The organism is Demequina sp. NBRC 110055 (genome assembly GCF_002090135.1).
GTDB lineage: Bacteria > Actinomycetota > Actinomycetes > Actinomycetales > Demequinaceae > Demequina.
In genome coordinates this window covers 74871-94589 of record NZ_BBRL01000004.1, presented here as the reverse complement: position 1 = coordinate 94589, position 19719 = coordinate 74871, and the positions used below count along the sequence as shown (strand labels likewise).

At 69.9% G+C, this 19719-nt stretch carries 22 protein-coding genes; 15 read left to right on the top strand and 7 right to left on the bottom strand.

Annotated features, from left to right (window positions below):
• Position 1: 1 nt before the first annotated feature.
• From glmS to rimI, 6 genes are read left to right on the top strand one after another with little or no spacing between them, the layout of a single operon-like run.
• Positions 2-1867, top strand: coding sequence for a glutamine--fructose-6-phosphate transaminase (isomerizing) (gene glmS / locus B7K24_RS00440; RefSeq protein ID WP_084127879.1), 1866 nt, complete (start codon positions 2-4; stop codon positions 1865-1867).
• The gene (locus B7K24_RS00435) at positions 1867-2223 is read left to right on the top strand and encodes a holo-ACP synthase (RefSeq protein WP_084127878.1); all 357 of its coding nucleotides are present in this window, start codon (positions 1867-1869) and stop codon (positions 2221-2223) included. The genes glmS and B7K24_RS00435 overlap by 1 nt, the downstream gene beginning before the upstream one ends.
• Positions 2223-3332 (top strand): alanine racemase, encoded by a 1110-nt coding sequence (gene alr, locus B7K24_RS00430; protein WP_084127876.1) that lies wholly within the window; start codon positions 2223-2225, stop codon positions 3330-3332. Before B7K24_RS00435 ends, alr begins: the two co-directional genes overlap by 1 nt.
• Positions 3329-3826: a tRNA (adenosine(37)-N6)-threonylcarbamoyltransferase complex ATPase subunit type 1 TsaE gene (tsaE, locus tag B7K24_RS00425; RefSeq protein WP_084127874.1), complete on the top strand. Its 498-nt coding sequence runs from the start codon at positions 3329-3331 to the stop codon at positions 3824-3826. Before alr ends, tsaE begins: the two co-directional genes overlap by 4 nt.
• A gap of 10 nt (positions 3827-3836) precedes the next feature.
• Positions 3837-4451 carry a tRNA (adenosine(37)-N6)-threonylcarbamoyltransferase complex dimerization subunit type 1 TsaB gene (tsaB, locus tag B7K24_RS00420; protein ID WP_084127873.1) on the top strand — a complete coding sequence of 205 codons (615 nt, stop codon included), beginning with the start codon at positions 3837-3839 and terminating at the stop codon, positions 4449-4451.
• A complete protein-coding gene (gene rimI / locus B7K24_RS00415; RefSeq protein WP_084127871.1) occupies positions 4432-4899 on the top strand; it encodes a ribosomal protein S18-alanine N-acetyltransferase in 468 nt (155 codons plus the stop codon). Before tsaB ends, rimI begins: the two co-directional genes overlap by 20 nt.
• A gap of 3 nt (positions 4900-4902) precedes the next feature.
• On the opposite strand, the gene B7K24_RS00410 is transcribed toward rimI, so the two are convergent.
• On the bottom strand, positions 4903-5298 hold the full coding sequence (locus tag B7K24_RS00410) for a MerR family transcriptional regulator (RefSeq protein WP_084127870.1): 396 nt from the start codon (positions 5296-5298) through the stop codon (positions 4903-4905).
• 150 nt (positions 5299-5448) lie between these two features.
• Between B7K24_RS00410 and B7K24_RS00405 the strand changes: the two genes are divergently transcribed.
• A complete protein-coding gene (locus B7K24_RS00405) occupies positions 5449-6990 on the top strand; it encodes a SulP family inorganic anion transporter (protein WP_200808256.1) in 1542 nt (513 codons plus the stop codon).
• Between the two features lie 11 nt (positions 6991-7001).
• Here B7K24_RS00405 and B7K24_RS00400 read toward each other — a convergent pair whose 3' ends face one another.
• Positions 7002-7601, bottom strand: a complete 600-nt coding sequence (locus B7K24_RS00400) for a malonic semialdehyde reductase (RefSeq protein WP_159449088.1) — start codon at positions 7599-7601, stop codon at positions 7002-7004.
• A gap of 106 nt (positions 7602-7707) precedes the next feature.
• On the opposite strand from B7K24_RS00400, the gene tsaD reads away from it, so the two are divergent.
• Entirely contained in the window at positions 7708-8748 is a 1041-nt protein-coding gene (gene tsaD, locus B7K24_RS00395; RefSeq protein ID WP_234986498.1) for a tRNA (adenosine(37)-N6)-threonylcarbamoyltransferase complex transferase subunit TsaD, read from the top strand.
• Here tsaD and B7K24_RS00390 read toward each other — a convergent pair.
• On the bottom strand, positions 8729-9619 hold the full coding sequence (locus tag B7K24_RS00390) for an ArgP/LysG family DNA-binding transcriptional regulator (protein WP_084127864.1): 891 nt from the start codon (positions 9617-9619) through the stop codon (positions 8729-8731). The two genes, tsaD and B7K24_RS00390, sit on opposite strands and share 20 nt — an antisense overlap.
• A 69-nt stretch (positions 9620-9688) precedes the next feature.
• Here B7K24_RS00390 and B7K24_RS00385 point away from each other — a divergent pair, with 69 nt between their 5' ends.
• The gene (locus tag B7K24_RS00385) at positions 9689-10297 is read left to right on the top strand and encodes a LysE/ArgO family amino acid transporter (protein WP_084127863.1); all 609 of its coding nucleotides are present in this window, start codon (positions 9689-9691) and stop codon (positions 10295-10297) included.
• A 9-nt stretch (positions 10298-10306) separates the two neighbouring features.
• Positions 10307-10804, top strand: a complete 498-nt coding sequence (locus B7K24_RS00380) for a hypothetical protein (protein WP_084127861.1) — start codon at positions 10307-10309, stop codon at positions 10802-10804.
• Positions 10805-10810: 6 nt separating this feature from the next.
• On the opposite strand, the gene B7K24_RS00375 is transcribed toward B7K24_RS00380, so the two are convergent.
• Positions 10811-11986 (bottom strand): class I SAM-dependent methyltransferase, encoded by a 1176-nt coding sequence (locus B7K24_RS00375; RefSeq protein WP_084127859.1) that lies wholly within the window; start codon positions 11984-11986, stop codon positions 10811-10813.
• 202 nt (positions 11987-12188) lie between these two features.
• Here B7K24_RS00375 and groES point away from each other — a divergent pair, with 202 nt between their 5' ends.
• Positions 12189-12482: a co-chaperone GroES gene (gene groES, locus B7K24_RS00370; RefSeq protein WP_084127858.1), complete on the top strand. Its 294-nt coding sequence runs from the start codon at positions 12189-12191 to the stop codon at positions 12480-12482.
• A 91-nt stretch (positions 12483-12573) separates the two neighbouring features.
• On the opposite strand, the gene B7K24_RS00365 is transcribed toward groES, so the two are convergent.
• Positions 12574-12864, bottom strand: coding sequence for a WhiB family transcriptional regulator (locus B7K24_RS00365; RefSeq protein ID WP_084127856.1), 291 nt, complete (start codon positions 12862-12864; stop codon positions 12574-12576).
• Positions 12865-13181: 317 nt separating this feature from the next.
• Here B7K24_RS00365 and guaB point away from each other — a divergent pair, with 317 nt between their 5' ends.
• Both guaB and B7K24_RS00355 read left to right on the top strand, forming a co-directional pair.
• Positions 13182-14690 carry an IMP dehydrogenase gene (gene guaB / locus B7K24_RS00360; RefSeq protein WP_084127854.1) on the top strand — a complete coding sequence of 503 codons (1509 nt, stop codon included), beginning with the start codon at positions 13182-13184 and terminating at the stop codon, positions 14688-14690.
• A gap of 6 nt (positions 14691-14696) precedes the next feature.
• Positions 14697-15446, top strand: a complete 750-nt coding sequence (locus B7K24_RS00355) for a TSUP family transporter (RefSeq protein WP_084127852.1) — start codon at positions 14697-14699, stop codon at positions 15444-15446.
• A gap of 110 nt (positions 15447-15556) precedes the next feature.
• Here B7K24_RS00355 and B7K24_RS00350 read toward each other — a convergent pair whose 3' ends face one another.
• Positions 15557-16831, bottom strand: a complete 1275-nt coding sequence (locus B7K24_RS00350; RefSeq protein ID WP_084127851.1) for a Glu/Leu/Phe/Val dehydrogenase — start codon at positions 16829-16831, stop codon at positions 15557-15559.
• Positions 16832-16902: 71 nt separating this feature from the next.
• Positions 16903-17652, bottom strand: coding sequence for an exonuclease domain-containing protein (locus B7K24_RS00345; protein WP_084127849.1), 750 nt, complete (start codon positions 17650-17652; stop codon positions 16903-16905).
• A 98-nt stretch (positions 17653-17750) separates the two neighbouring features.
• Between B7K24_RS00345 and B7K24_RS00340 the strand changes: the two genes are divergently transcribed.
• The gene (locus B7K24_RS00340; RefSeq protein ID WP_084127847.1) at positions 17751-18875 is read left to right on the top strand and encodes a GuaB3 family IMP dehydrogenase-related protein; all 1125 of its coding nucleotides are present in this window, start codon (positions 17751-17753) and stop codon (positions 18873-18875) included.
• Positions 18876-19031: 156 nt separating this feature from the next.
• Positions 19032-19658, top strand: coding sequence for a hypothetical protein (locus B7K24_RS00335; RefSeq protein ID WP_200808255.1), 627 nt, complete (start codon positions 19032-19034; stop codon positions 19656-19658).
• The last annotated feature ends 61 nt before the right edge of the window (positions 19659-19719 follow it).

The window sequence follows — 19719 nt, the reverse complement described above, 5'->3', positions numbered from 1 at the left end:
CATGTGTGGAATCGTCGGTTACGTCGGGGCGGGGGCGGCGTCTGACCGTGCTCAGGGTGTCGTCATGGGGGGTCTGGCGAGGCTCGAGTACCGCGGCTACGACTCGGCGGGCATTGCCCTCGTGGCCGACGACCGGGACCGCGTCGCCACCGCCAAGAAGGCCGGCAAGCTCGAGAAGCTCGCCAAGGCGATCGCGGAGACCCCGCTGCCCGCGGCATCGGCCGCCATCGGTCACACCCGCTGGGCCACGCATGGTGCCCCCACCGATGCCAACGCGCACCCCCACCTCGCGTTGGGCGGGCGCATCGCGATCATCCACAACGGGATCATCGAGAACCACGGCGAACTGCGCGCCGAGCTCGCGGCGCAGGGCATCGACTTCCTGTCCGACACGGACACGGAGGTCGCGGGCCACCTGTTGGGTTCGCTCGTCGAGTCGGGGTTGAGCCTGGCCGATGCCATGCGCGCCGCCGCGCGCCGGCTTGAGGGCGCCTTCACGCTCCTCGCCGTCGACTCGCATGAGCCCGACGTCGTCGTGGGCGCGCGCCGCAACTCGCCGCTCGTGGTGGGCCTGGGCGAGGGCGAGAACTTCCTGGGCTCCGACGTCGTGGCGTTCATCGAGCACACCCGTACCGCGCTCGAGCTCGGTCAGGACGAGGTCGTCGAGATCACGCCCGAGGGGGTCGTGGTCACCGATGCGAATGGCGCCGTCGTCGAGCGCGAGCCGTACCACGTGGACTGGGACGCCTCCGCGGCCGAAAAGGGCGGCTTCGCGACCTTCATGGAGAAGGAGATCTACGACCAGCCCGCGGCCGTCGCCGACACGCTGCGCGGCCGCCTCGACGAGAAGGGCCGGCTCAAGCTCGACGAGGGCATGGTCGACGAGTACATCCTCAAGTCCATCGACAAGATCATCGTCATCGCGTGCGGGACCGCCTCCTATGCGGGCCAGGTGGCGCGCTACGCGATCGAGCACTGGACGCGCATCCCGGTCGAGGTTGAGCTGTCGCACGAGTTCCGCTACCGCGACCCCATCGTGTCGGTGAAGACCCTCGTGGTGGCTGTCAGCCAGTCCGGCGAGACGATGGACACCATCATGGCCGTGCGCCACGCGCAGCAGCAGGGCGCCACCGTGATCGGCATCGTCAACGCGCAGGGCTCGACCATCGCGCGCGAGGCCGATGCCGTGCTGTACACCCGCGCCGGACCCGAGATCGCGGTCGCCTCGACGAAGGCCTTCCTCGCGCAGATCACCGCCGGCTACCTGCTGGGCATTTACCTCGCGGAGTTGCGCGGCAATAAGTTCCCCGACGAGATCGATGCGCTGCTGGCCGACCTGGACGCCATGCCCGCGAAGATCCAGCGTGTGCTCGACACGTCCGAGCCCATCCGCGAGGTGGCACGCTCCATGGCGAACGAGCGCACGGTGCTCTTCCTGGGCCGCCACGTGGGCTTCCCCGTAGCGCTCGAGGGGGCGCTTAAGCTCAAGGAGCTGGCGTACATCCACGCCGAGGGCTTCGCCGCGGGCGAGCTGAAGCACGGCCCGATCGCTCTCGTCGAGCAGGACCAGCCGGTGTTCGTGGTGGTGCCGAGCCCGCGCGGGCGCGAGTCGCTACACGCCAAGGTGCTGTCCAACGTGCAGGAGGTCCGCGCCCGCGGCGCCCGCACGCTGGTCATCGCCGAGGAGGGCGACACGGTCGCGGCTTCACACGCGGCCCACACGTTCTACGTGCCCAGCGCGCCCGTGCTCATGACGCCGCTGCTGTCGGTCATCCCGCTGCAGATCTTCGCCCACGAGCTCGCTGCCGCGAAGGGCTACGACGTGGACCAGCCGCGCAACCTCGCCAAGTCCGTCACGGTCGAATAATGCCGGTGCTGGGCGTCGGCATCGACGTGGTCGAGATCGCGCGGTTCGAGGAGACGCTCGCGAAGTCGCCGTCCTTCGTCGAGCGCGTCTTCACCCCGGATGAGCGCGAATTCGGTCCGCACTCGCTTGCCGCGCGGTGGGCTGCGAAGGAGGCCCTGGCCAAGGCGCTGGGCGCTCCGGCAGGCCTGCACTGGCATGATGCCGAGGTGCTGCGCGAGGAGTCGGGCCGGCCCGTCATGACCATGCGCGGCACCGTCGCGGCGCGCGCGGCCGAGTTGGGCATCACCCACCTGCACCTGTCGTTGTCGCACGACGCGGGCATCGCCTCCGCCGTCGTGGTGGCGGAAGGAGACTGATGAGCGCTCTCGAGATCACCATCGACCACGCCGCAATCACCCACAACGTGGGCATCTTGCGCGAGATGGCCGGTGACGCCGACGTGATGGCCGTGGTGAAGGCCGATGCGTATGGACATGGGCTCGTCGGCGCCGCCGCCGCCGCTCGGGCCGGGGGAGCGGCGTGGCTGGGAGTCGCTCAGCCGGGCGAGGCCCTCGCCCTGCGCGCGGCCGGCGATACCGGTCGCATCTTCACCTGGCTGTACGGCACCGAGGTGCCGGCGCGGGCCCTCATCGCCGCCGACGTCGACCTGTCAGTCTCCTCGCTCGCGGTGCTCGAGGTGGTGGTCGCCGCTGCACGCGACCTGACGCGACCGGCCCGGATCCATGTCTGCGTGGACACCGGCCTGGGCCGCGAGGGCGTCACCCTCCACGACCTGCCGGCATTGGTGGACGCCGCGGCGGAGGCCCAGGCCGCCGGTCACGTGCGCATGGTCGGCATGTGGTCGCACCTCGCCTGGGCCGATCAGCCGGGTCACGAGACCATCGACCTGCAGGCCGAGAACTTTCGCGCGGCCCTGGTGGCCGTCGCGGAGCGGGACATCGAGCTGGAGGTGCGCCACCTCGCGAACTCGGCGTGCACCCTCACGCGCCCCGACCTGCATTTCGACCTGGTCCGCCCCGGCATCGCACTGTACGGGCTGCCGCCTATCGCGGACCCGGCGGGGGAGGACTTCGGTTTGCGTGCGGCGATGGCGGTGCGCTCGCGGGTGGTGCTCGTCAAGGACGTGTCGGCCGGCCAGGGCGTGAGCTACGGCCACGAGTACGTCACTCCCTACGCGACCACCCTGGGGCTCATCAGCGCGGGCTACGCCGACGGCGTGTTCCGGGCTGCCGGCGGCCGTGCCGAGGTCGAGATCCGCGGCCGTCGGTACACGATCGCCGGGCGCGTCTGCATGGACCAGTTCGTTGTGGACCTCGGCCCCGCCACGGAGGTGAGCGAGGGGGATGTCGCCACCCTGATCGGCCCCGGCGGTCCCAGCGCCACGGACTGGGCCGATGCCATCGGCACCATCGACTACGAGGTCGTCTGTCGCTTCGGGGGACTTCGACCCAAGGAGGACGCATGATCGACGAGACCGTCACGATTCCCGATGCCGACGCGATGCGCGCCTTTGCCGCTCGGGTGGTCGCACCCCTGCTGCGTCCCGGTGATCTGCTCATCTTGAGCGGCGACCTCGGCGCGGGCAAGACCACCTTCACCCAAGGTTTGGGCGACGCGATCGGCGTCCGCGGACCCGTCGCGAGCCCCACCTTCATCATTGCTCGCACCCATCCGTCCGAGGTGGGCGGTCCGGGCCTGATCCACGTCGACGCCTACCGGCTCGGATCGCTCGCCGAGCTCGACGATCTCGACCTTGACTCGACGCTCGAGGACTCCATCACGGTGGTCGAGTGGGGCGAGGACAAGGCCGAGCAGCTCGCCGACGACCGCCTGCACCTCACGCTGACGCGCGAGCGCGGAGGCGACGTGGACCTCGCGAACCCGGACGTGGGCGTGCGCGAGGTGCGCATCGTCGCCCACGGCGGCCGCTGGTCGGACGTCGAACTGCCCGCGAACTAGGCTTGACCTCATGATTCTGGCCATCGACACCTCCGCGTCCGTCTCCGTGGCGCTGCTCGACGACGGTGCTGAGAACGTCCTTTCCGAGCGCGCCGAGTTCGCTCCTCGCGGGCACGCCGAGTTGCTCTCGGGCTTTGTCGAGCACGTGCTGGCCGATGCCGGTGCGACCGGTGCCGACGTCTCTCGCATCGTGGTGGGTACCGGCCCCGCGCCGTTCACCGGTCTGCGCGTGGGCCTCGTCTCGGCGCGCACCCTGGGCTTCGCCTGGGGCGTTCCCGTGCTGGGGGTGTGCTCGCTGGATGCGCTCGCGGCCGCCCACGGCGGCGAGGTCACGGTGGTGGCCGATGCCCGGCGCAAGGAGGTCTACTGGGCCACCTACCGCGACGGCGAGAGGATCGACGGGCCGTCCGTTGCCGCCCCCGGCGACGTGGTCCCTGCAGGCTCGGCCATCGGCCGCGGCGCGCTGCTCTATCCCGACGCCTTCCCTGCCGCCGAGGGCGGTGACGTGGACCCCGCTTGGCTCGCGCGCGTGGCGGTGCGCTCCCTTGCGAGGGGCGAGAAGGACTTCCCGATCGAGCCGATGTACCTGCGCCGCCCCGACGTGCATGGCGTCCCAGGGGCCTGACTCGGGCGCGATGCTGCGCGATCTGACCGAGGCCGATCTCGAGTGGGTCGCCGCGCGCGAGCGCGAGATCTTTGGCCGCTCCGCCTGGTCGCCCTCGCTCATTCGCGAGGACTTCCTGCACGGCTTCTCGCGCTGGCGTGGCGTGGAACGCGATGGCGTGCTTGCCGGCTACGCGGTGTATGGCTATGAGGGCGACGCCTTCCATCTGATGAACCTCGCCATCGCCCCCGCGGCCCGCCGCCACGGACTGGCGCGCCTCATCATGGACGATTTCCTCGCGGAGGCGCGGCGGCTTGGTGCTCCCGATGCGTGGCTCGAGGTGGCGACCACCAACGTTGGCGCGCTGGCGCTGTACCGCTCCTATGGCTTCGAGGATGTCCGCGTGCGTCCTCGCTACTACCAGCCCGAGGGTCTCGATGCGTTGGTCATGCGGCGTCGACTCGCCTAGGACCTACCGGGCGGTGACGTCGCGCCGGCGGCGCTGGAGGATGCTGATGAACTCGTCGGCCATGGCCAGCCGCTCGCTGAGCTTTTCGCGGCGCGCCTCAGCGTCCTCGAGGAGCGATTCCAGCTGTCCGATCGCGGCGGCATCGGCGCCGTCCGCCATGGTCTCGGAGAGGGTCAACAGGTCGCCCATTTCCTCGAGCGTGTAGCCCAGTGGCTTCATGCGGCGCACCAGCAGGATGCGGTCGATGTCGTCCTCGGTGTAGAGCCGAAAACCCCCCTCCGTGCGCGCGGAGGGCGTGATGAGCCCCACCTCTTCCCAGTGGCGCAGCGATCGCAACGACAGGCCGGTGCGCTCGGCCACGGCGCCGATGTGGTGGGTGGTGGGTGTGGCGTCAGTCATGGCGTCATTATCCCGGGCGGCAGGGGCCCCGTCGCTAACTCTGACGTTGCGGTAGAGTTCTGCGCGGCCCGGCCCCGCCGAAAGTGGGAGCGGGCCCGTCAGCCGACCACAGCATCGGCCACCCATCATTGTCGACGTGAGGACACTCCTGTGCCTGCCCTGCCCTCCGACCGCCTTCCCGAGCCCGCGCCCGTGACGGGCGCCCCCGAGGCGGACGCCTCCTACTCGGTGCGCGCCGCGCTGCGCTCGCCGCGGCGCCTCAGGACGGAGGTGCTGGCGGGACTCGTGGTCGCGCTCGCGCTGATCCCCGAGGCCATCGCGTTCTCGATCATCGCCGGCGTGGACCCGCGCGTGGGACTCTTCGCGTCCTTCACCATGGCCGTCTCGATCGCCTTCCTCGGCGGACGTCCCGCGATGATCTCGGCGGCCACGGGAGCCGTGGCACTCGTGATCGCGCCGCTGGTCGAGTCGCATGGACTCGACTACCTGGTGGCTGCGGTGATCCTCGCCGGGGTGATCCAGGTGGCGCTGGGCCTGCTGGGTGTGGCGAAACTCATGCGGTTCATCCCGCGCTCCGTCATGGTCGGCTTCGTCAACGCGCTCGCCATCCTGATCTTCACGGCGCAGTTGCCCCACCTCATCGACGTGCCGTGGACCGTGTACCCGATGGTCGCGATCGGAATCGCGATCATGGTGTTCCTGCCGCGCTGGACGTCGGTGGTGCCCGCGCCACTCGTGGCGATCGTGCTGCTGACCGCCGCGGCGGTCCTCGGCGGAATCTCCGTGCCGACCGTGGGCGATGAGGGTGCCCTGCCCGAGTCCCTGCCGTCGCTGCTGTTCCCGAATGTGCCCCTGACGCTCGAGACGCTCCAGATCATCGCCCCCTACGCCCTCGCCATGGCGCTCGTCGGGCTGCTCGAGTCGCTGATGACCGCCAAGCTCGTCGACGACGTCACCGACACGCACTCCAACAAGACGCGGGAGGCGTGGGGTCAGGGCGCCGCGAACGTCATTACCGGCTTCTTTGGCGGCATGGGTGGCTGCGCGATGATCGGGCAGACGATGATCAACGTGAAGGCCTCGGGTGCCCGCACGCGGATTTCGACGTTCCTGGCAGGCGTGTTCCTACTCATCCTCGTGGTCGGGCTGGGCGACGTGGTGGCGCTCATGCCCATGGGCGCGCTCGTGGCCGTGATGATCATGGTGTCCGTCGGCACGTTCGACTGGCACTCGATTCGACCGGCCACGCTGCGCCGGATGCCCAAGTCCGAAACGCTCGTGATGCTCGCCACCGTCGTCGTAACCGTGTGGACCCACAACCTCGCCTACGGCGTGCTCGTGGGGGTCATCATCGCCATGGTGCTGTTCGCGCGTCGCGTCGCCCACCTCACGACGGTCACCCGGCTCGACGCCTCCGACGAGGACGACGAGCGTGTCTACGCCGTGAGCGGCGAACTGTTCTTCGCGTCCTCGAACGACCTGGTGTACCAGTTCGACTACTCAGGAGACCCTTCGCGGATCGTCATCGACATGTCCGGCGCGCACGTGTGGGACGCCTCGACCGTGGCGACCCTCGATGCCGTGCGCACCAAGTACGAGTCGCGCGGCAAGACCGTCGAGATCGTGGGGCTCAACGAGGACTCGGCGGCCCGTCACGGCCGGCTGTCCGGAAACCTGGGCGCGGGGCACTAGCCCAGCCGCGGTTACAGCTCCCGGATGGCCTGCTCCGCGCTCATGCGGCCCTTGCGCTCGCCCGCGCCGTGTGACTCGGCCGGGTAGCCCACGAGGAGCACGAGCTCGGAGCGCCACGACGAATCCGCCAGGAGGGCGCTGTCGAGTGCGGCACGGTCGAAGCCGCCCACGGGGCGCACCGCGAGACCCGCCGCGCGCAGCCCGAGGATCAGGTATCCCGTCTGCAACATGGTGTTGGTGTGGGAGAAGCGGGTACGGGCCTCCGGGTCGGCCTCGAAGCGTGCGGCGGCGCTCTGAGAGCCTCCGGTGACGGCGAAGGTGTCGTGGAAGCGCTCGTCGCGCGCGGCCACCAGTACCAGCGGGGCGGCGGCGACCTTGTCACGATTGCCCGCTGCGGCGGCGGCAAGCACCTCCGCCCGGGCATCCTCGGAGGTGGCGGCGAGCACGCGCAGCGGAACGGTGTTGTTCGCGGTCGGGCCCCACTTGATGAGGTCCCAGACCTCGTGGACCACGTCCATCGAGACGGGGCGCTCGTCCCACTGCAGAGCCGAGCGGGCGTCGGTGAAAAGGGTGGCGCGGGCTGCGGCATCGATCGCGAAGTTAGTAGACATGTCAACTATTGTCTCGCGGCCCTCGGGCCGCGCCGACCAGGTGAGGGGCCAGCGAAAGGTGGCCTCCGCATCGGCCGCCCGTGCGAAGCGAACTAGACTCGGGCCCGTGGATCCGTTGGTATTGGGCATCGAGAGCACCTGCGACGAGACGGGCGTGGCGCTCGTGCAAGGCGGCGAGCTCCTCGTCGACGTCACCGCGTCGTCGATGGACGAGCACGCGCGCTTCGGCGGCATCGTCCCCGAGGTGGCCAGCCGCGCCCACCTCGAGGCCTTCGTGCCCACGCTCGAGGAGGCCCTGAGCCGCGCGGGCAAGACACTGAACGACGTCGACGCGATTGCTGTCGCGGCCGGCCCCGGACTCGTGGGCTCGCTGACCGTGGGCAACGCGGCCGCGAAGTCGCTTGCGGTGGCGCTCGGCAAGCCGCTACACGGGGTCAATCACGTGATTGGCCACGCTGCCGTCGACGAGCTGGTGCACGGCGAGTTTCCCGAGAAGGTCATGGCGCTCGTGGTGTCGGGCGGCCACACGTCGTTGCTGAAGATCGAGGACGTCGCCACCCAGGTCACCGAGTTGGGTCACACGCTGGACGATGCCGCGGGCGAGGCCTTCGACAAGGTGGGCCGGCTGCTCGAGCTGCCCTATCCGGGCGGCCCGCACATCGATCGGCTGGCCCGCGAGGGTGACCCGACGGCCATCCCCTTCCCGCGTGCCCTCACCGCCCCGAAGTTCCAGGAGAAGCACGCCTACGACTTCTCCTTCTCCGGCCTCAAGACCGCCGTCGCCCGCTGGGTGGAGCGCGAGCGCGACGCTGGCCGTGAGATCCCCATCAACGACGTCGCCGCGTCCTTCGCGGATGCGGTCGCCGACGTGCTCGTCATGAAGACGCTCAACGCGTGCCGCGAGCACGGTATCGAGACCCTCGTCATCGGCGGTGGGTTCTCGGCGAACTCGCAGCTGCGCGAGATGGCGACGCGCCGTGGCGAGGAGGCGGGCATCGACGTGCGCATCCCGCCGATCCGCTACTGCACCGACAACGGCGCGATGATCGCCGCGCTCGGTGCCGCCGTGGTGCGACGCGGCCTCGCGCCGTCCGACCTGGGCTACGGCGTGGACTCCTCGATGCCTCTCACGCGCGTCCTGGCGTAGCAACGGGGGAGAGCGCCTCGCTGGCCGCGGCCCTCACGGCATCGGCCATCGCGACCAGCGCCGGCGCATGCGTGCGCCACTGCTGCCAGAACAACGTGACGTGGACCTCGGGTCCGCCGAGCTCCACGAGCTCGAGGCCGTCGCGTTGAACGTCGGGCAGTAGAGCCCAGCCGAGCCCCAAGGCAATCGCGCGGGCGAACTCCGTCGACGACGGCACGTAGTGGCGTGGCGGCGCGAACGGGTCGATGCCGCGTGACTCGAGGTAGCGGCTCTGGATGGTGTCGCGGGCGTCGAAATCGAGGACGGGGGCGGCGGTCAGCGTCGCGTCCGTCGGCCCGTCAGGGAACCATCGGCGGGCGAATGCCGGCGCGGCGACGGCCCGGTAGGTCAGTACGCCGAGCGGCGTCACCGTGCACCCGGGAACAGGTGTGGCGACCGTCGTCACGGCGGCTGCGACCGTGCCGTTGGCCAGCAGCGCCGTGGTGTGACCCTCGTCCTCTCGATGCAGGTGCAACAGGACGCCGTGTTCAGTGGCGGCGGTCGCGAGGGGAGCGAGGATCCAGGTGGCGAGGGAATCCGCGTTCACCGCCAGGGCGAGGGCGTTGGCGCCGCCTCCGGCGCCGAGCTCTGCGGCGAGCGCCTCGTCGAGATGCGCCACCTGCCGGGCGTAGCGGATCACGTTTTCTCCTGCGGGGGTCGCGCGCACGGGGCGCGAGCGCACCAACAGCACGTGACCCGTGAGGCGTTCAAGGGTCGCCAGGCGCTGCGACACCGCGGATTGCGTCACATGGAGCCGTCGGGTTGCGGCATCGAGCGAGCCGGCGTCGACGGCGGCGGCGAGAGTGAGGGCGAGGTCGGCGGGAACCTTCATGAAGTCACACTAATGCAGATCCAGATTTCCTTGGTGGTGCTGATGGTGGAGTCGCATTAGCGTCGGCGCATGATCTTTCTCGCTGGTCTCGGCCTTGGCCTCTCCCTCATCGCCGCCATCGGAGCCCAAAACGTGTTCGTAATCCGCCAGGGAATCCGTCGCGAGCATGTGCTTGCGGTGATCGTGGTGTGCGCGGGATCCGACGCCGTCCTCATCTCCGTGGGGACGGCGGGGTTGGGTGCCCTCATCGGTGCGCACGCGTGGGTGGAGACTGCCGCGCGTGTCGGCGGCGCGCTCTTCCTGGCCACCTACGCGGTGTTCTCGGCCCGGCGTGCGTGGCGCGGCGCCGAGGAGGGCTTGCGCGCGGCCGATGCCCGGGTCACCGGCCGTGGGATGTGGGCCGCGGTGGGCACCACCCTCGCGATCACATGGCTCAACCCGCATGTGTATCTGGACACCGTGGTGCTGCTGGGCTCGGTCGCGGGCACCTATGGCGAGGCGAAGTGGGCCTTCGCGGCTGGCGCGATGGTCGGCTCCCTCGCGTGGTTCACCGCCCTGGGCTACGGCGCGCGGCTGCTGTCCGGCGTGCTCGCGCGGCCGGGCGCATGGCGGGTGCTCGATGGCGTGGTCGCGGTGGTGATGGCCACGCTTGCCGTGTCGCTCATCCTCGGCGCCTAGGGTGGGGTCATGGCCAGGCTGAGCGATGCGGACGTGGTGCGGCTGCGCGAGCGGTACTCGGCCGGCGCGCGCCAGGTCGAGCTCGCCGAGGAGTTTGGCGTCGCGCAGACGTCGGTGTCGGCCATCGTGGCGGGCAAGACGCGGGCCGATGCCGGTGGTCCCATCGCTGTGCCCTCGCCTCGCGCGCGAGTCGGTGCCGGCGGTGCGCCCGCGCAGCCCCGGGCTCGCCTCACCGACGCTGTCGTCGCCGAGGTGCGCGAGCGGGTCGCGGCTGGCGAGGCCCGAGCCGAGGCGGCAGCGGCGCTCGGCATCTCGAAGGCGAGCGTCGACTCGATCATGTCCGGTCGTCGGGGTGGCGCCACCGCACAGCGCGTGGGCTCGCTCGACGACGCTGCCCGGGCGCGCATCCGCGCCGCGCACGCCGCCGGCCAGTCCCAGAGCGCGATTGCCCGCGCTGAGGGGACCAGTCAGCAGATGGTGAGCAAGGTGCTGCGCTCGGGCATCTGAGTTCCGTCAGGGCGCCAGCGACTCGGCGAGGATCGCGAGCCGTCGGTTGCCCATGCGGGTCAGGATGACCGTGAGCCGCTCGTCGCCTTTGAGCTTCAGCTGAGGCCGCAGCTGCTCGGGGGTGATGTCGACGCCGCGCTTCTTGATGTCGACCGCACCAACGTTTCGTGTGCGCAAAGCCTGCGCGATCGCCTTGGGCTTGAGGGGGACTGTCTCGAGGACGCGGTAGCCGCGCGCGAACGGGGTCGCGACCGGCGCGGGTGCGGCGATGTACGCGATCATCGGGTCGACGAGGTGGCCGCCGAGACGCGCGGCAACTTCACCCACCAGTCCGGCGCGGATCACGGCACCGTCCGGCTCGTAAAGATAGTCAGTCAACTCACCGGCGTCGGCCCGATCGGTGGAGCCCGTGAGGCGATGCGCCTGGTCGCCGTGCACGACGAGCGCCGCGTGCCCGGCCGCAGTGGCGAGCGGCCCGTGCCACAGAGCCGCCTCGATGACGGAGCCGTCGACGGAGACCCACTCGGCCTCCGCGTCGGCCGGGATGGCCTCGTGGGGGATGGCCGGGCCTACCTTCACACCCAACGCGGGGTGAGAGGCACGCAGCGCGAGCACGTCGTCGAGCGCGGGCGCGTAGTCCTGGGGGTCGTGCCGGCGTCCACGTGCGGTGCGCCGGGCAGGGTCGGCGAAGAGCGCGTCGACGTCCAGCGACTCTGTGAGCGACATCGAGTCCGCATGCACCACGCGAGCCGTGTCCCAATGGCGCAGGTTGTGATCGGCCAGTAGGGCAGTCGCCTCGTCGCGCTCGATCGCCGTCACGTCGAGCCCAAGCGCGGCGAAGGCCATGGCATCGGCCCCGATCCCGGCCGTGAGGTCGGCGACGGACTCCACGCCGGCGTCGCGATAGCGCGCCGCGTGCCGCGCGGCCACCGTGAGGCGGGTCGCCTGCTCGAGCCCGTCCTGGGTGAGGAGCATGCCGCTGGTGAAATCCCCGAGCTTGCCCACGGCATCGGCCCGCAGTCGTGACTGGGTCAGCGCCGCCGCCACGAGCGCCGGGTCGACCCCCTGGGTGCGTATCGACTCGCCCATCGCGAGCGAGCGCTTCGCGTCATACGGGGGCAACGCATCGACCAACGCGAGCCCGTCGGGCGTGAGCAGCAGGCGGGCGGTCGCGGCGTCCATGGGACGATCCTTGCACGCGCTGCTTCGCGCGCGGTGAACATGCGGTTTCCGGTTAGCACTCTCGATAGGTGAGTGCTAAATTGAGGTTCGTCCCCGCAACGGGACACGTGGCCGCATCAACCGCCCTGACCCCCGCGACGGCAGGCTGGACGATGAGCCGCGATACACACATCTGTCTGGATCACGGAAGGTGAGGTCCGCTGTGTCGGTCTCTATCAAGCCTCTTGAGGACAAGGTCGTGGTGAAGCCCTCTGCCGCCGAGCAGACCACCGCGTCCGGCCTCGTCATCCCCGACACCGCCAAGGAGAAGCCCCAGGAGGGCGAGGTCCTGGCGGTGGGCCCCGGTCGCGTTGACGACAACGGTAACCGCGTCCCGCTGGACGTTCAGGTCGGTGACAAGGTCATCTACTCGAAGTACGGCGGCACCGAGGTGAAGTACGGCGGCGAGGAGCTGCTCATCCTCTCGGCGCGCGACCTGCTTGGCGTGCTGCAGTAACGCTGCTGCGCAACAGAACCCCGGAAGGCGATGGCCTTCCGGGGTTCTGTGATCTCTGGGGCCGATACCGTGGCGGGCTCGGCCTCCGGGGCTAGCTCGCCTGCTTGAGGCGCCCCGCGAGCATCGCGTGACGCTCGTCCTCGCTCATCCCGCCCCACACGCCGAACGGCTCACGCGCGTCGAGCGAGCGCTCGCGGCACATGTCCAAGACGGGACACCGAGCGCAGTACTGCTTCGCAGCCTCGGCGCGGCGTCGTCGGGCGGCGCCACGCTCTCCCTCGGGATGGAAGAACAGATCGGGATCGGCGTCGCGGCACGCGCCCTCGTACTGCCACTCCCACTGGTCCTGCGTTGGTGCGGGAAGCCTGGCGATGCTTTCCATGGCCCACTCCTCATCTCTTGTCGAGAATCGTCGCGCCACGTCCTTGAGGCACGACACTGTCGGTGTTCACACAGCCCGATCGGGAGACCTCCATGGGGGTGGAGACTTCCTCTCGGCAACGCCATCTACTGACATTCATACCTGGAAGATCCGGGTTTGGGAAGCCCCATTTGTCCAGTTCACGCAACGTTCGCGTGGAGGCCGGACGTGCTCCCTGACGGGAGCCGACGCCGCGTGCCCGTGTGCATCGATGCAACCGCACTGGCGAGCCGAGGGCGTCGGTCGCCGGCCCGTTGTGGCCCACGTAGAATCTGGCCATGGCGCCTGAACTCAACAACCCCTTCGGATTCACCGGCCTGACCTACGACGACGTCCTGCTTCTGCCCGGCCAGAGCGATGTCATTCCGTCCGAGGTGGACACGTCCACTCGCCTCACCCGCGACATCCGCATCGCGACGCCGCTGCTCAGCGCCGCGATGGACACCGTCACCGAGGCGCGCATGGCGATTGCGATGGCCCGTCAGGGTGGAATCGGCGTCCTGCACCGCAACCTCTCCATCGAGGACCAGGCGCACCAGGTGCAGATCGTGAAGCGGTCCGAGTCGGGAATGATCACCGACCCCGTCACGGTGGGTCCCGAGGCGACGCTGACCGAGCTCGACGCCCTGTGCGGCAAGTACCGCGTGTCCGGCCTGCCCGTCGTGGACGAGGACCGTCGCCTGCTGGGCATCATCACCAACCGCGACCTGAGGTTCGTTGACCCCGGCGAGTACGACTCGCTCAAGGTGCGCGAGGCGATGACGCCCATGCCGCTCATCACCGCGACTGAGGGCATCTCGAACGCCGAGGCCGCCGAGCTGCTGGGCCGCCACAAGGTCGAAAAGCTTCCTCTCGTTGACGCCGATGGTCGCCTCACGGGCCTCATCACCGTCAAGGACTTCGTCAAGACCGAGCGCTACCCGAAGGCGACCAAGGACGACCAGGGGCGCCTGCGTGTGGCCGCCGCCGTGGGTTTCTTCGGCGATGCGTGGGAGCGTGCGACCGCGCTGGTCGAGGCCGGCGTGGATGCGTTGGTCGTCGACACCGCCCACGGCCACGCCCAGGCGATGATCGACATGATCAAGCGACTCAAGTCCGACCCGGCCACCAGCCACGTTCAGGTCATCGGCGGCAACGTCGCGACCCGTGAGGGTGCCCAGGCGCTCGTCGACGCCGGCGTGGATGCCGTCAAGGTGGGCGTGGGCCCGGGCTCGATCTGCACCACCCGCGTTGTGGCGGGCGTAGGCGTGCCGCAGGTGACCGCGGTGTGGGAGGCCTACCAGGCGGCCGGACCCGCGGGCGTGCCCGTCATCGCCGACGGCGGCCTGCAGTACTCGGGCGACATTGCGAAGGCGATGGTGGCCGGCGCCGAGTCCGTGATGATCGGCTCGCTGTTCGCCGGCTGCGCCGAGGCCCCCGGCGACCTCGTCCTGGTGGGCGGCAAGCAGTACAAGCTCTACCGCGGCATGGGCTCCATGGGCGCGATGGCCTCCCGCGGCCGCGTCTCGTATTCGAAGGACCGCTACTTCCAGTCGGACGCCCCGAGCGACGACGACATCATCCCCGAGGGCATTGAGGGTCGCGTCCCCTTCAAGGGCTCGCTGCACGACGTCGCCCGTCAGCTCGTGGGTGGCCTGGGCCAGTCCATGTTCTACGTGGGTGCCCGTACCATCGATGAGCTGCGCTCGCGCGGCAAGTTTGTCCGCATCACCGCAGCGGGCCTGAAGGAAAGCCACCCGCACGACATCCAGATGACCGTCGAGGCGCCCAACTACACCGGTCGCTAACCCCAGGTGGAGATCACCTGGCAGCTGCTGCTCGTCCTCGGTGTTGTCGCGCTCCTGGCGGGGTGCCTCGATACCTTGGCCGGCGGCGGAGGCCTCATCACCGTGCCCGCGCTGTTGCTAGCCGGCGTGCCTCCGCTGCAGGCGCTCGGCACCAACAAGCTCCAAGGCACCGCGGGCACGTTCATGGCGACCACCCAGGTGATCCGCCGCCATGGCGTGCGCTGGGGTGACGTCAGACGGCCGATGCTGTGGGCCTTCCTCGGCTCGGCCGCGGGGTCGGTGGCGATCCTGTTCGTGCCGCCCGACGCTCTCGACATCGTGATTCCCGTGGTGCTCGGGCTGATCGCGGCATACTTCCTCTTCGTCCCCAAGTCGCATGAGCCCCCCGCGGCGCCGCGAGTGTCCGAGCGCGCCTATGAGGGCGCCGTGGTCCCGGTCATCGGCGCCTATGACGGAGCCTTTGGGCCGGGCACGGGATCGCTGTTTGCGCTCTCCGGCGTCGCGCTGAAGGCGCTGCCACTGCGTCGCTCGACCGCGTTGGCGAAGACGCTGAACTTCGCGACCAATATCGCGTCACTCCTGGTGTTCGCGTTCGCCGGAAAGATGGTGTGGGCCATCGGCGCCGTCATGATCGTGGGTCAGCTCATCGGCGCCTACATCGGCTCCCACATCCTGCTCCGGGTGAACCCCATGGTGCTGCGCGTGCTCATTGTGGTGGTGTCGCTCGGCATGCTGGTGCGCGTTCTCGTCGCTTGACGCGGATCGGTTTGGCCCACACGTGTGACAGTTGTGGTCGCATGGGAGGTGAAGCGATAGAGCACACGCCACCTGAGTCACATCCGTCACAAGTGTGGTCCAAACCGACCTTAGGGGTAGAGGCCGCGCAGTTCGTGGGCCTCGATGACGCGGCTCACCGCCAGTGCCGTGGCCGCCTCGCGGTAGGTGATGCCGCGGGCGCCCGCCTGCTCGACCACCGCGTGCCAGGCATTCGTCATGCGCTCGGCCAGGCGGTCATTCACCTCGGACTCGCGCCACTGGTACGCCTGGTTGGACTGCACCCACTCGAAGTAGGAGACGATCACGCCGCCGGCGTTCGCGAGGATGTCAGGCACCACGAGGATGCCGCGGTCGGCGAGGATCGCGTCGGCCGCCTGGGTGGTGGGGCCGTTGGCGCCCTCGACCACGATGCTGGCCTGCACCTGGGGCGCATTGTGTTCGGTCAGCACTCCCTCGACGGCGGCTGGCACCAGCACGTCGACCGGCAGGGTGAGGAGTGACCCGGGCTCGATCGGCTCGCACGAGTCGAAGCCGGCGACGGAGCCGGTCGCGTCGGAGTGCTCACCCAGGCGCGCGATGTCGATGCCCTCCTCGAGCCAGATCGCGCCGTCGACATCGCTGACGGCCTGCACGCGCACGCCCGCCTCGGCGAGGAAGCGGGCCGCGCCCCGGCCCACCTTGCCGAAGCCCTGGACGGCCGCGGTCGCGGTGGTGGGGTCGATGCCGCGAGACTTCATGGCCATGAGCGCCACATGCGCCACGCCGCGGGAGGTCGCGCTTGCGCGGCCCAGCGAACCGCCCAGCGAGATGGGCTTGCCGGTGACCACGCCGGGCACGGTGTGGCCGCGGCTCACCGAGTAGGTGTCCATGATCCACGCCATCGTCTGCTCGTCGGTACCCATGTCGGGCGCGGGGATGTCCACCTCGGGGCCGATGATCGGCAGGATCTCCGCGGTATAGCGTCGGGTCACGCGCTCCAGTTCCGCGGTCGAATGCTCGCGTGGCTCGAGGGCCACGCCGCCCTTCGCGCCGCCGTACGGCACATCGACGAGCGCGCATTTCCACGTCATCCACATCGCGAGCGCCCGCACCTCGTCGAGATCCACCGCAGTGGAGAACCTCAGCCCGCCCTTAGCCGGGCCGCGCGAGAAGTTGTGTTGGACGCGGAAGCCCTCGTACACGGCGATGGAGCCGTCGTCGCGCCTGAGTGGCACCGCCACCGCCATCTCGCGCCGGGGCGTGGCGAGCATGGCGTGGACACCGTCACTCACCCCCAGCAGATCGACCGCCTGGGCAAGCTGAGCCTTCGCGTCGTCGAGCGGGCCCCGGGTCAGGGTGCTCTGGACGCCGGTGGATGGGTTCATCCGGGCCTCCTCATCGAGTTACCTCGACTCTAACGCCCGAGTTCGCCCGCCAGACGCGCGCGGCGCGCCGATCAGAACAGTGCGCCGGCGCCCTCGTCGGTCGCGTCGACGCGCGCGGCCGCGACCGGCCACTCGGGACGCGGAAGATCGTCGACGGTGCCCTTCGACTTGAGGAAGGCCGCAAAGTGCGTGGCCCAGGTACGGTGCGCCTCGATCTGCTGACTGTGCAGGTCGGCGAGCTCGGACGTCCCCATCGCGGGGAAGGCCGCGGCAAGAGCGTGGACGAGGTCCAGGGTGGCGAGCACGTCGGCGTCGGCCGCGTGCAGGTCGTCCGCGACCACCGGCACCGCGTACAGGGTGCACAGGTCGATGAGCTTGCGCTTGCCGCGGCGGTAGCGGTCCAGGTGGCGGTCGAGCACGAGCGGGTCGACCACGGGCGAGACCTGCCCGCCGGGCACGCGCGAGGCGAGCGACGCCAAGCCGTGGCGTGCGAGCTCCGACTCGAGCAGCGAGAGGTCGAACTGGGCGTTGAAGGCCACCACAGGGAAGCCGGCTGACAGTGCGGAGCCGAGGATCTCGGCGATCTCCTCGAGCGCCTGCGAAGGCGCCATGCCATGCTCACGAGCGTGCGCGGTGGTGATGCCGTGCACCTCGGTCGCGCGCGCGGGGATCTCGACGCCGGGGTCGATGAGCCACGTCCGGGTGGTCACCTCGGAGCCCGTGCGCGTGATGACCGCAGCGGTCACGATGCGATCATGATCCGTCGACACACCCGTCGTTTCGGTATCGAAGCCCACCATGGTCTCGTCTAGCCACGTCATGGTGACACTCTCCCACGGGGGACCGACATCGCCGGCCCAGCCACGGCATCGGCCGTCCGCCTGGCCCGCAAGCCGCGCCCGACCGATAGGCTGGACCGGTGAGTTACGAGACCGAGATCGGCCGCGGCAAGCGCGGACGCCGTGCCTACTCCTTCGACGACATCGCCGTGGTGCCCTCGCGCCGCACGCGCGACCCGCAGCAGGTGTCGCTGAACTGGCAGATCGATGCCTTCCAGTTCGACATCCCGGTGATCGCCGCGCCCATGGACTCCGTCATGAGTCCCGCGACCGCGATCGCGCTGGGACGCCTGGGCGGGCTCGGTGTGCTGGACCTCGAGGGCCTGTGGACGCGCTACGAGGACCCCACGTCGCTACTCGAGGAGATCGCCTCGCTCGACGGCGTCGCCGCGACCGCGCGCATGCAGGAGATCTACCGCGAGCCGGTCAAGGGTGAACTGATCGCCGAGCGCCTGCGCGAGATCCGCGCCGCCGACGTCACCGTCGCCGGTGCCCTCAGCCCGCAGCGCACCCAGGAGCACTACGAGACGGTGCTGAAGGCCGGCGTCGACCTGTTCGTCATCCGCGGCACCACCGTGTCCGCCGAGCACGTCTCGCCCGAGGTCGAGCCACTCAACCTCAAGAAGTTTATCTACGACCTGGACGTGCCCGTCATCGTCGGCGGCGCCTCGACCTACCAGGCCGGACTGCACCTCATGCGCACCGGCGCCGCCGGTGTGCTCGTCGGCTTCGGTGGCGGCTCCGCGCAGCGCACGCGCGCCACGCTCGGCATTCACGCGCCCATGGCGACCGCCGTGTCTGACGTCGCGGCGGCCCGCCGCGACTACCTCGACGAGTCCGGTGGCCGCTACGTGCACGTCATCGCCGACGGTGGCCTGGGCCGCTCGGGCGACCTCGTGAAGGCGTTCGCGTGTGGCGCTGACGCGGTCATGCTCGGCTCGGCCCTCGCGCGCTCCGAGGAGGCCCCCGGCCGCGGCTATCACTGGGGCCAGGAGGCGTACCACGCCGAGCTGCCGCGCGGCGAGCGCGTCGAGGTCGGCACCGTCGCCCCACTCGAGGAGATCCTCCACGGACCCGGCCACCTCGCCGACGGCACCACCAACATCATGGGGGCGCTGCGCCGCTCGATGGCTACCACCGGCTACTCGGACCTCAAGGAGTTCCAGCGCATCGACGTGGTGGTCTCGCCGTACCACCCCAGCTAAGCCGTACGACAGACAGGGGCCGATGCCGTGGGTGACCACGGCATCGGCCCCCGTTTTTGTGGGGTGACGGCCCCACGGGCGCAGGTGGTGCCGCGCCCGCGACAGGTCATGCGATGAGTCGGTGTCGCGACGTAGCGCGGTCCTACGCTGGCGCGCGTGACCCACCCGCTCCTGCGACCCTGGCAGCGCTTCGCCGACCGCCGGCCCGAGACCGCGCAGTTCCTCGTCTTCATGGGCGTCAACACGGCGATGACCGTCCTTCAACTCGCGCTCATGCCGGTGCTGAAGGCGTGGTTCAACGGCACGGAACTGGTGGATGTCCCGTTCCAGGTGATGGCCATCGGCGACTCGTTCGTGTTCGACTACCCGGCCGGCGCGCTGCCGGAGGGCGGCGGCGGGCTGGCGTACTTCCTCGCGGTGCAGCTCACCATTGCCGTCGCGCAAATTATCAACTTCTTCCTGCAGCGCAACGTCACGTTCAAGTCGAACACCAACCCGTGGCGCGCAGCCGCCTGGTACGCGGTGGCGTACGTGGTGATCACGTTCGTGGCCGCCGTCGCGCAGGGCTTCTACAAGACTCCCATCTACGACCTCTTCATCGAGGCCTGGGGGCTCGGAGCCACCGGCGAAACCTTGGGCGACGTCACCACCATGCTGATCAATGCAGGCATCTCGGTGCTCGTCTTCTACCCGATCTTCAAGGTCATCTTCCGGCGAGAGCCCGAGGCCGATGGCGCGCAGGCCGCGGTGGACGCCGGGCCCGTAGAGGCTGGCGTCCGGTAGGGCATCGTTCGCGCGGATGATGACTCCGCGCGTCCGTCCTGGTTAGGCTCGGTGGGTCCCC

Coding starts and splice junctions, on each gene's coding strand:
- B7K24_RS00380 (WP_084127861.1), top strand. CDS start 10,307: ATGGCCAGGCTGAGCGATGCGGACGTGGTGCGGCTGCGCGAGCGGTAC.
- rimI (WP_084127871.1), top strand. CDS start 4,432: ATGGCGTCCCAGGGGCCTGACTCGGGCGCGATGCTGCGCGATCTGACC.
- guaB (WP_084127854.1), top strand. CDS start 13,182: ATGGCGCCTGAACTCAACAACCCCTTCGGATTCACCGGCCTGACCTAC.
- B7K24_RS00375 (WP_084127859.1), bottom strand. CDS start 11,986: ATGGACGCCGCGACCGCCCGCCTGCTGCTCACGCCCGACGGGCTCGCG.
- tsaE (WP_084127874.1), top strand. CDS start 3,329: ATGATCGACGAGACCGTCACGATTCCCGATGCCGACGCGATGCGCGCC.
- glmS (WP_084127879.1), top strand. CDS start 2: ATGTGTGGAATCGTCGGTTACGTCGGGGCGGGGGCGGCGTCTGACCGT.
- B7K24_RS00365 (WP_084127856.1), bottom strand. CDS start 12,864: ATGGAAAGCATCGCCAGGCTTCCCGCACCAACGCAGGACCAGTGGGAG.
- B7K24_RS00400 (WP_159449088.1), bottom strand. CDS start 7,601: ATGTCTACTAACTTCGCGATCGATGCCGCAGCCCGCGCCACCCTTTTC.
- B7K24_RS00345 (WP_084127849.1), bottom strand. CDS start 17,652: ATGACGTGGCTAGACGAGACCATGGTGGGCTTCGATACCGAAACGACG.
- alr (WP_084127876.1), top strand. CDS start 2,223: ATGAGCGCTCTCGAGATCACCATCGACCACGCCGCAATCACCCACAAC.
- B7K24_RS00350 (WP_084127851.1), bottom strand. CDS start 16,831: ATGAACCCATCCACCGGCGTCCAGAGCACCCTGACCCGGGGCCCGCTC.
- B7K24_RS00410 (WP_084127870.1), bottom strand. CDS start 5,298: ATGACTGACGCCACACCCACCACCCACCACATCGGCGCCGTGGCCGAG.
- tsaB (WP_084127873.1), top strand. CDS start 3,837: ATGATTCTGGCCATCGACACCTCCGCGTCCGTCTCCGTGGCGCTGCTC.
- B7K24_RS00435 (WP_084127878.1), top strand. CDS start 1,867: ATGCCGGTGCTGGGCGTCGGCATCGACGTGGTCGAGATCGCGCGGTTC.
- B7K24_RS00385 (WP_084127863.1), top strand. CDS start 9,689: ATGATCTTTCTCGCTGGTCTCGGCCTTGGCCTCTCCCTCATCGCCGCC.
- B7K24_RS00390 (WP_084127864.1), bottom strand. CDS start 9,619: ATGAAGGTTCCCGCCGACCTCGCCCTCACTCTCGCCGCCGCCGTCGAC.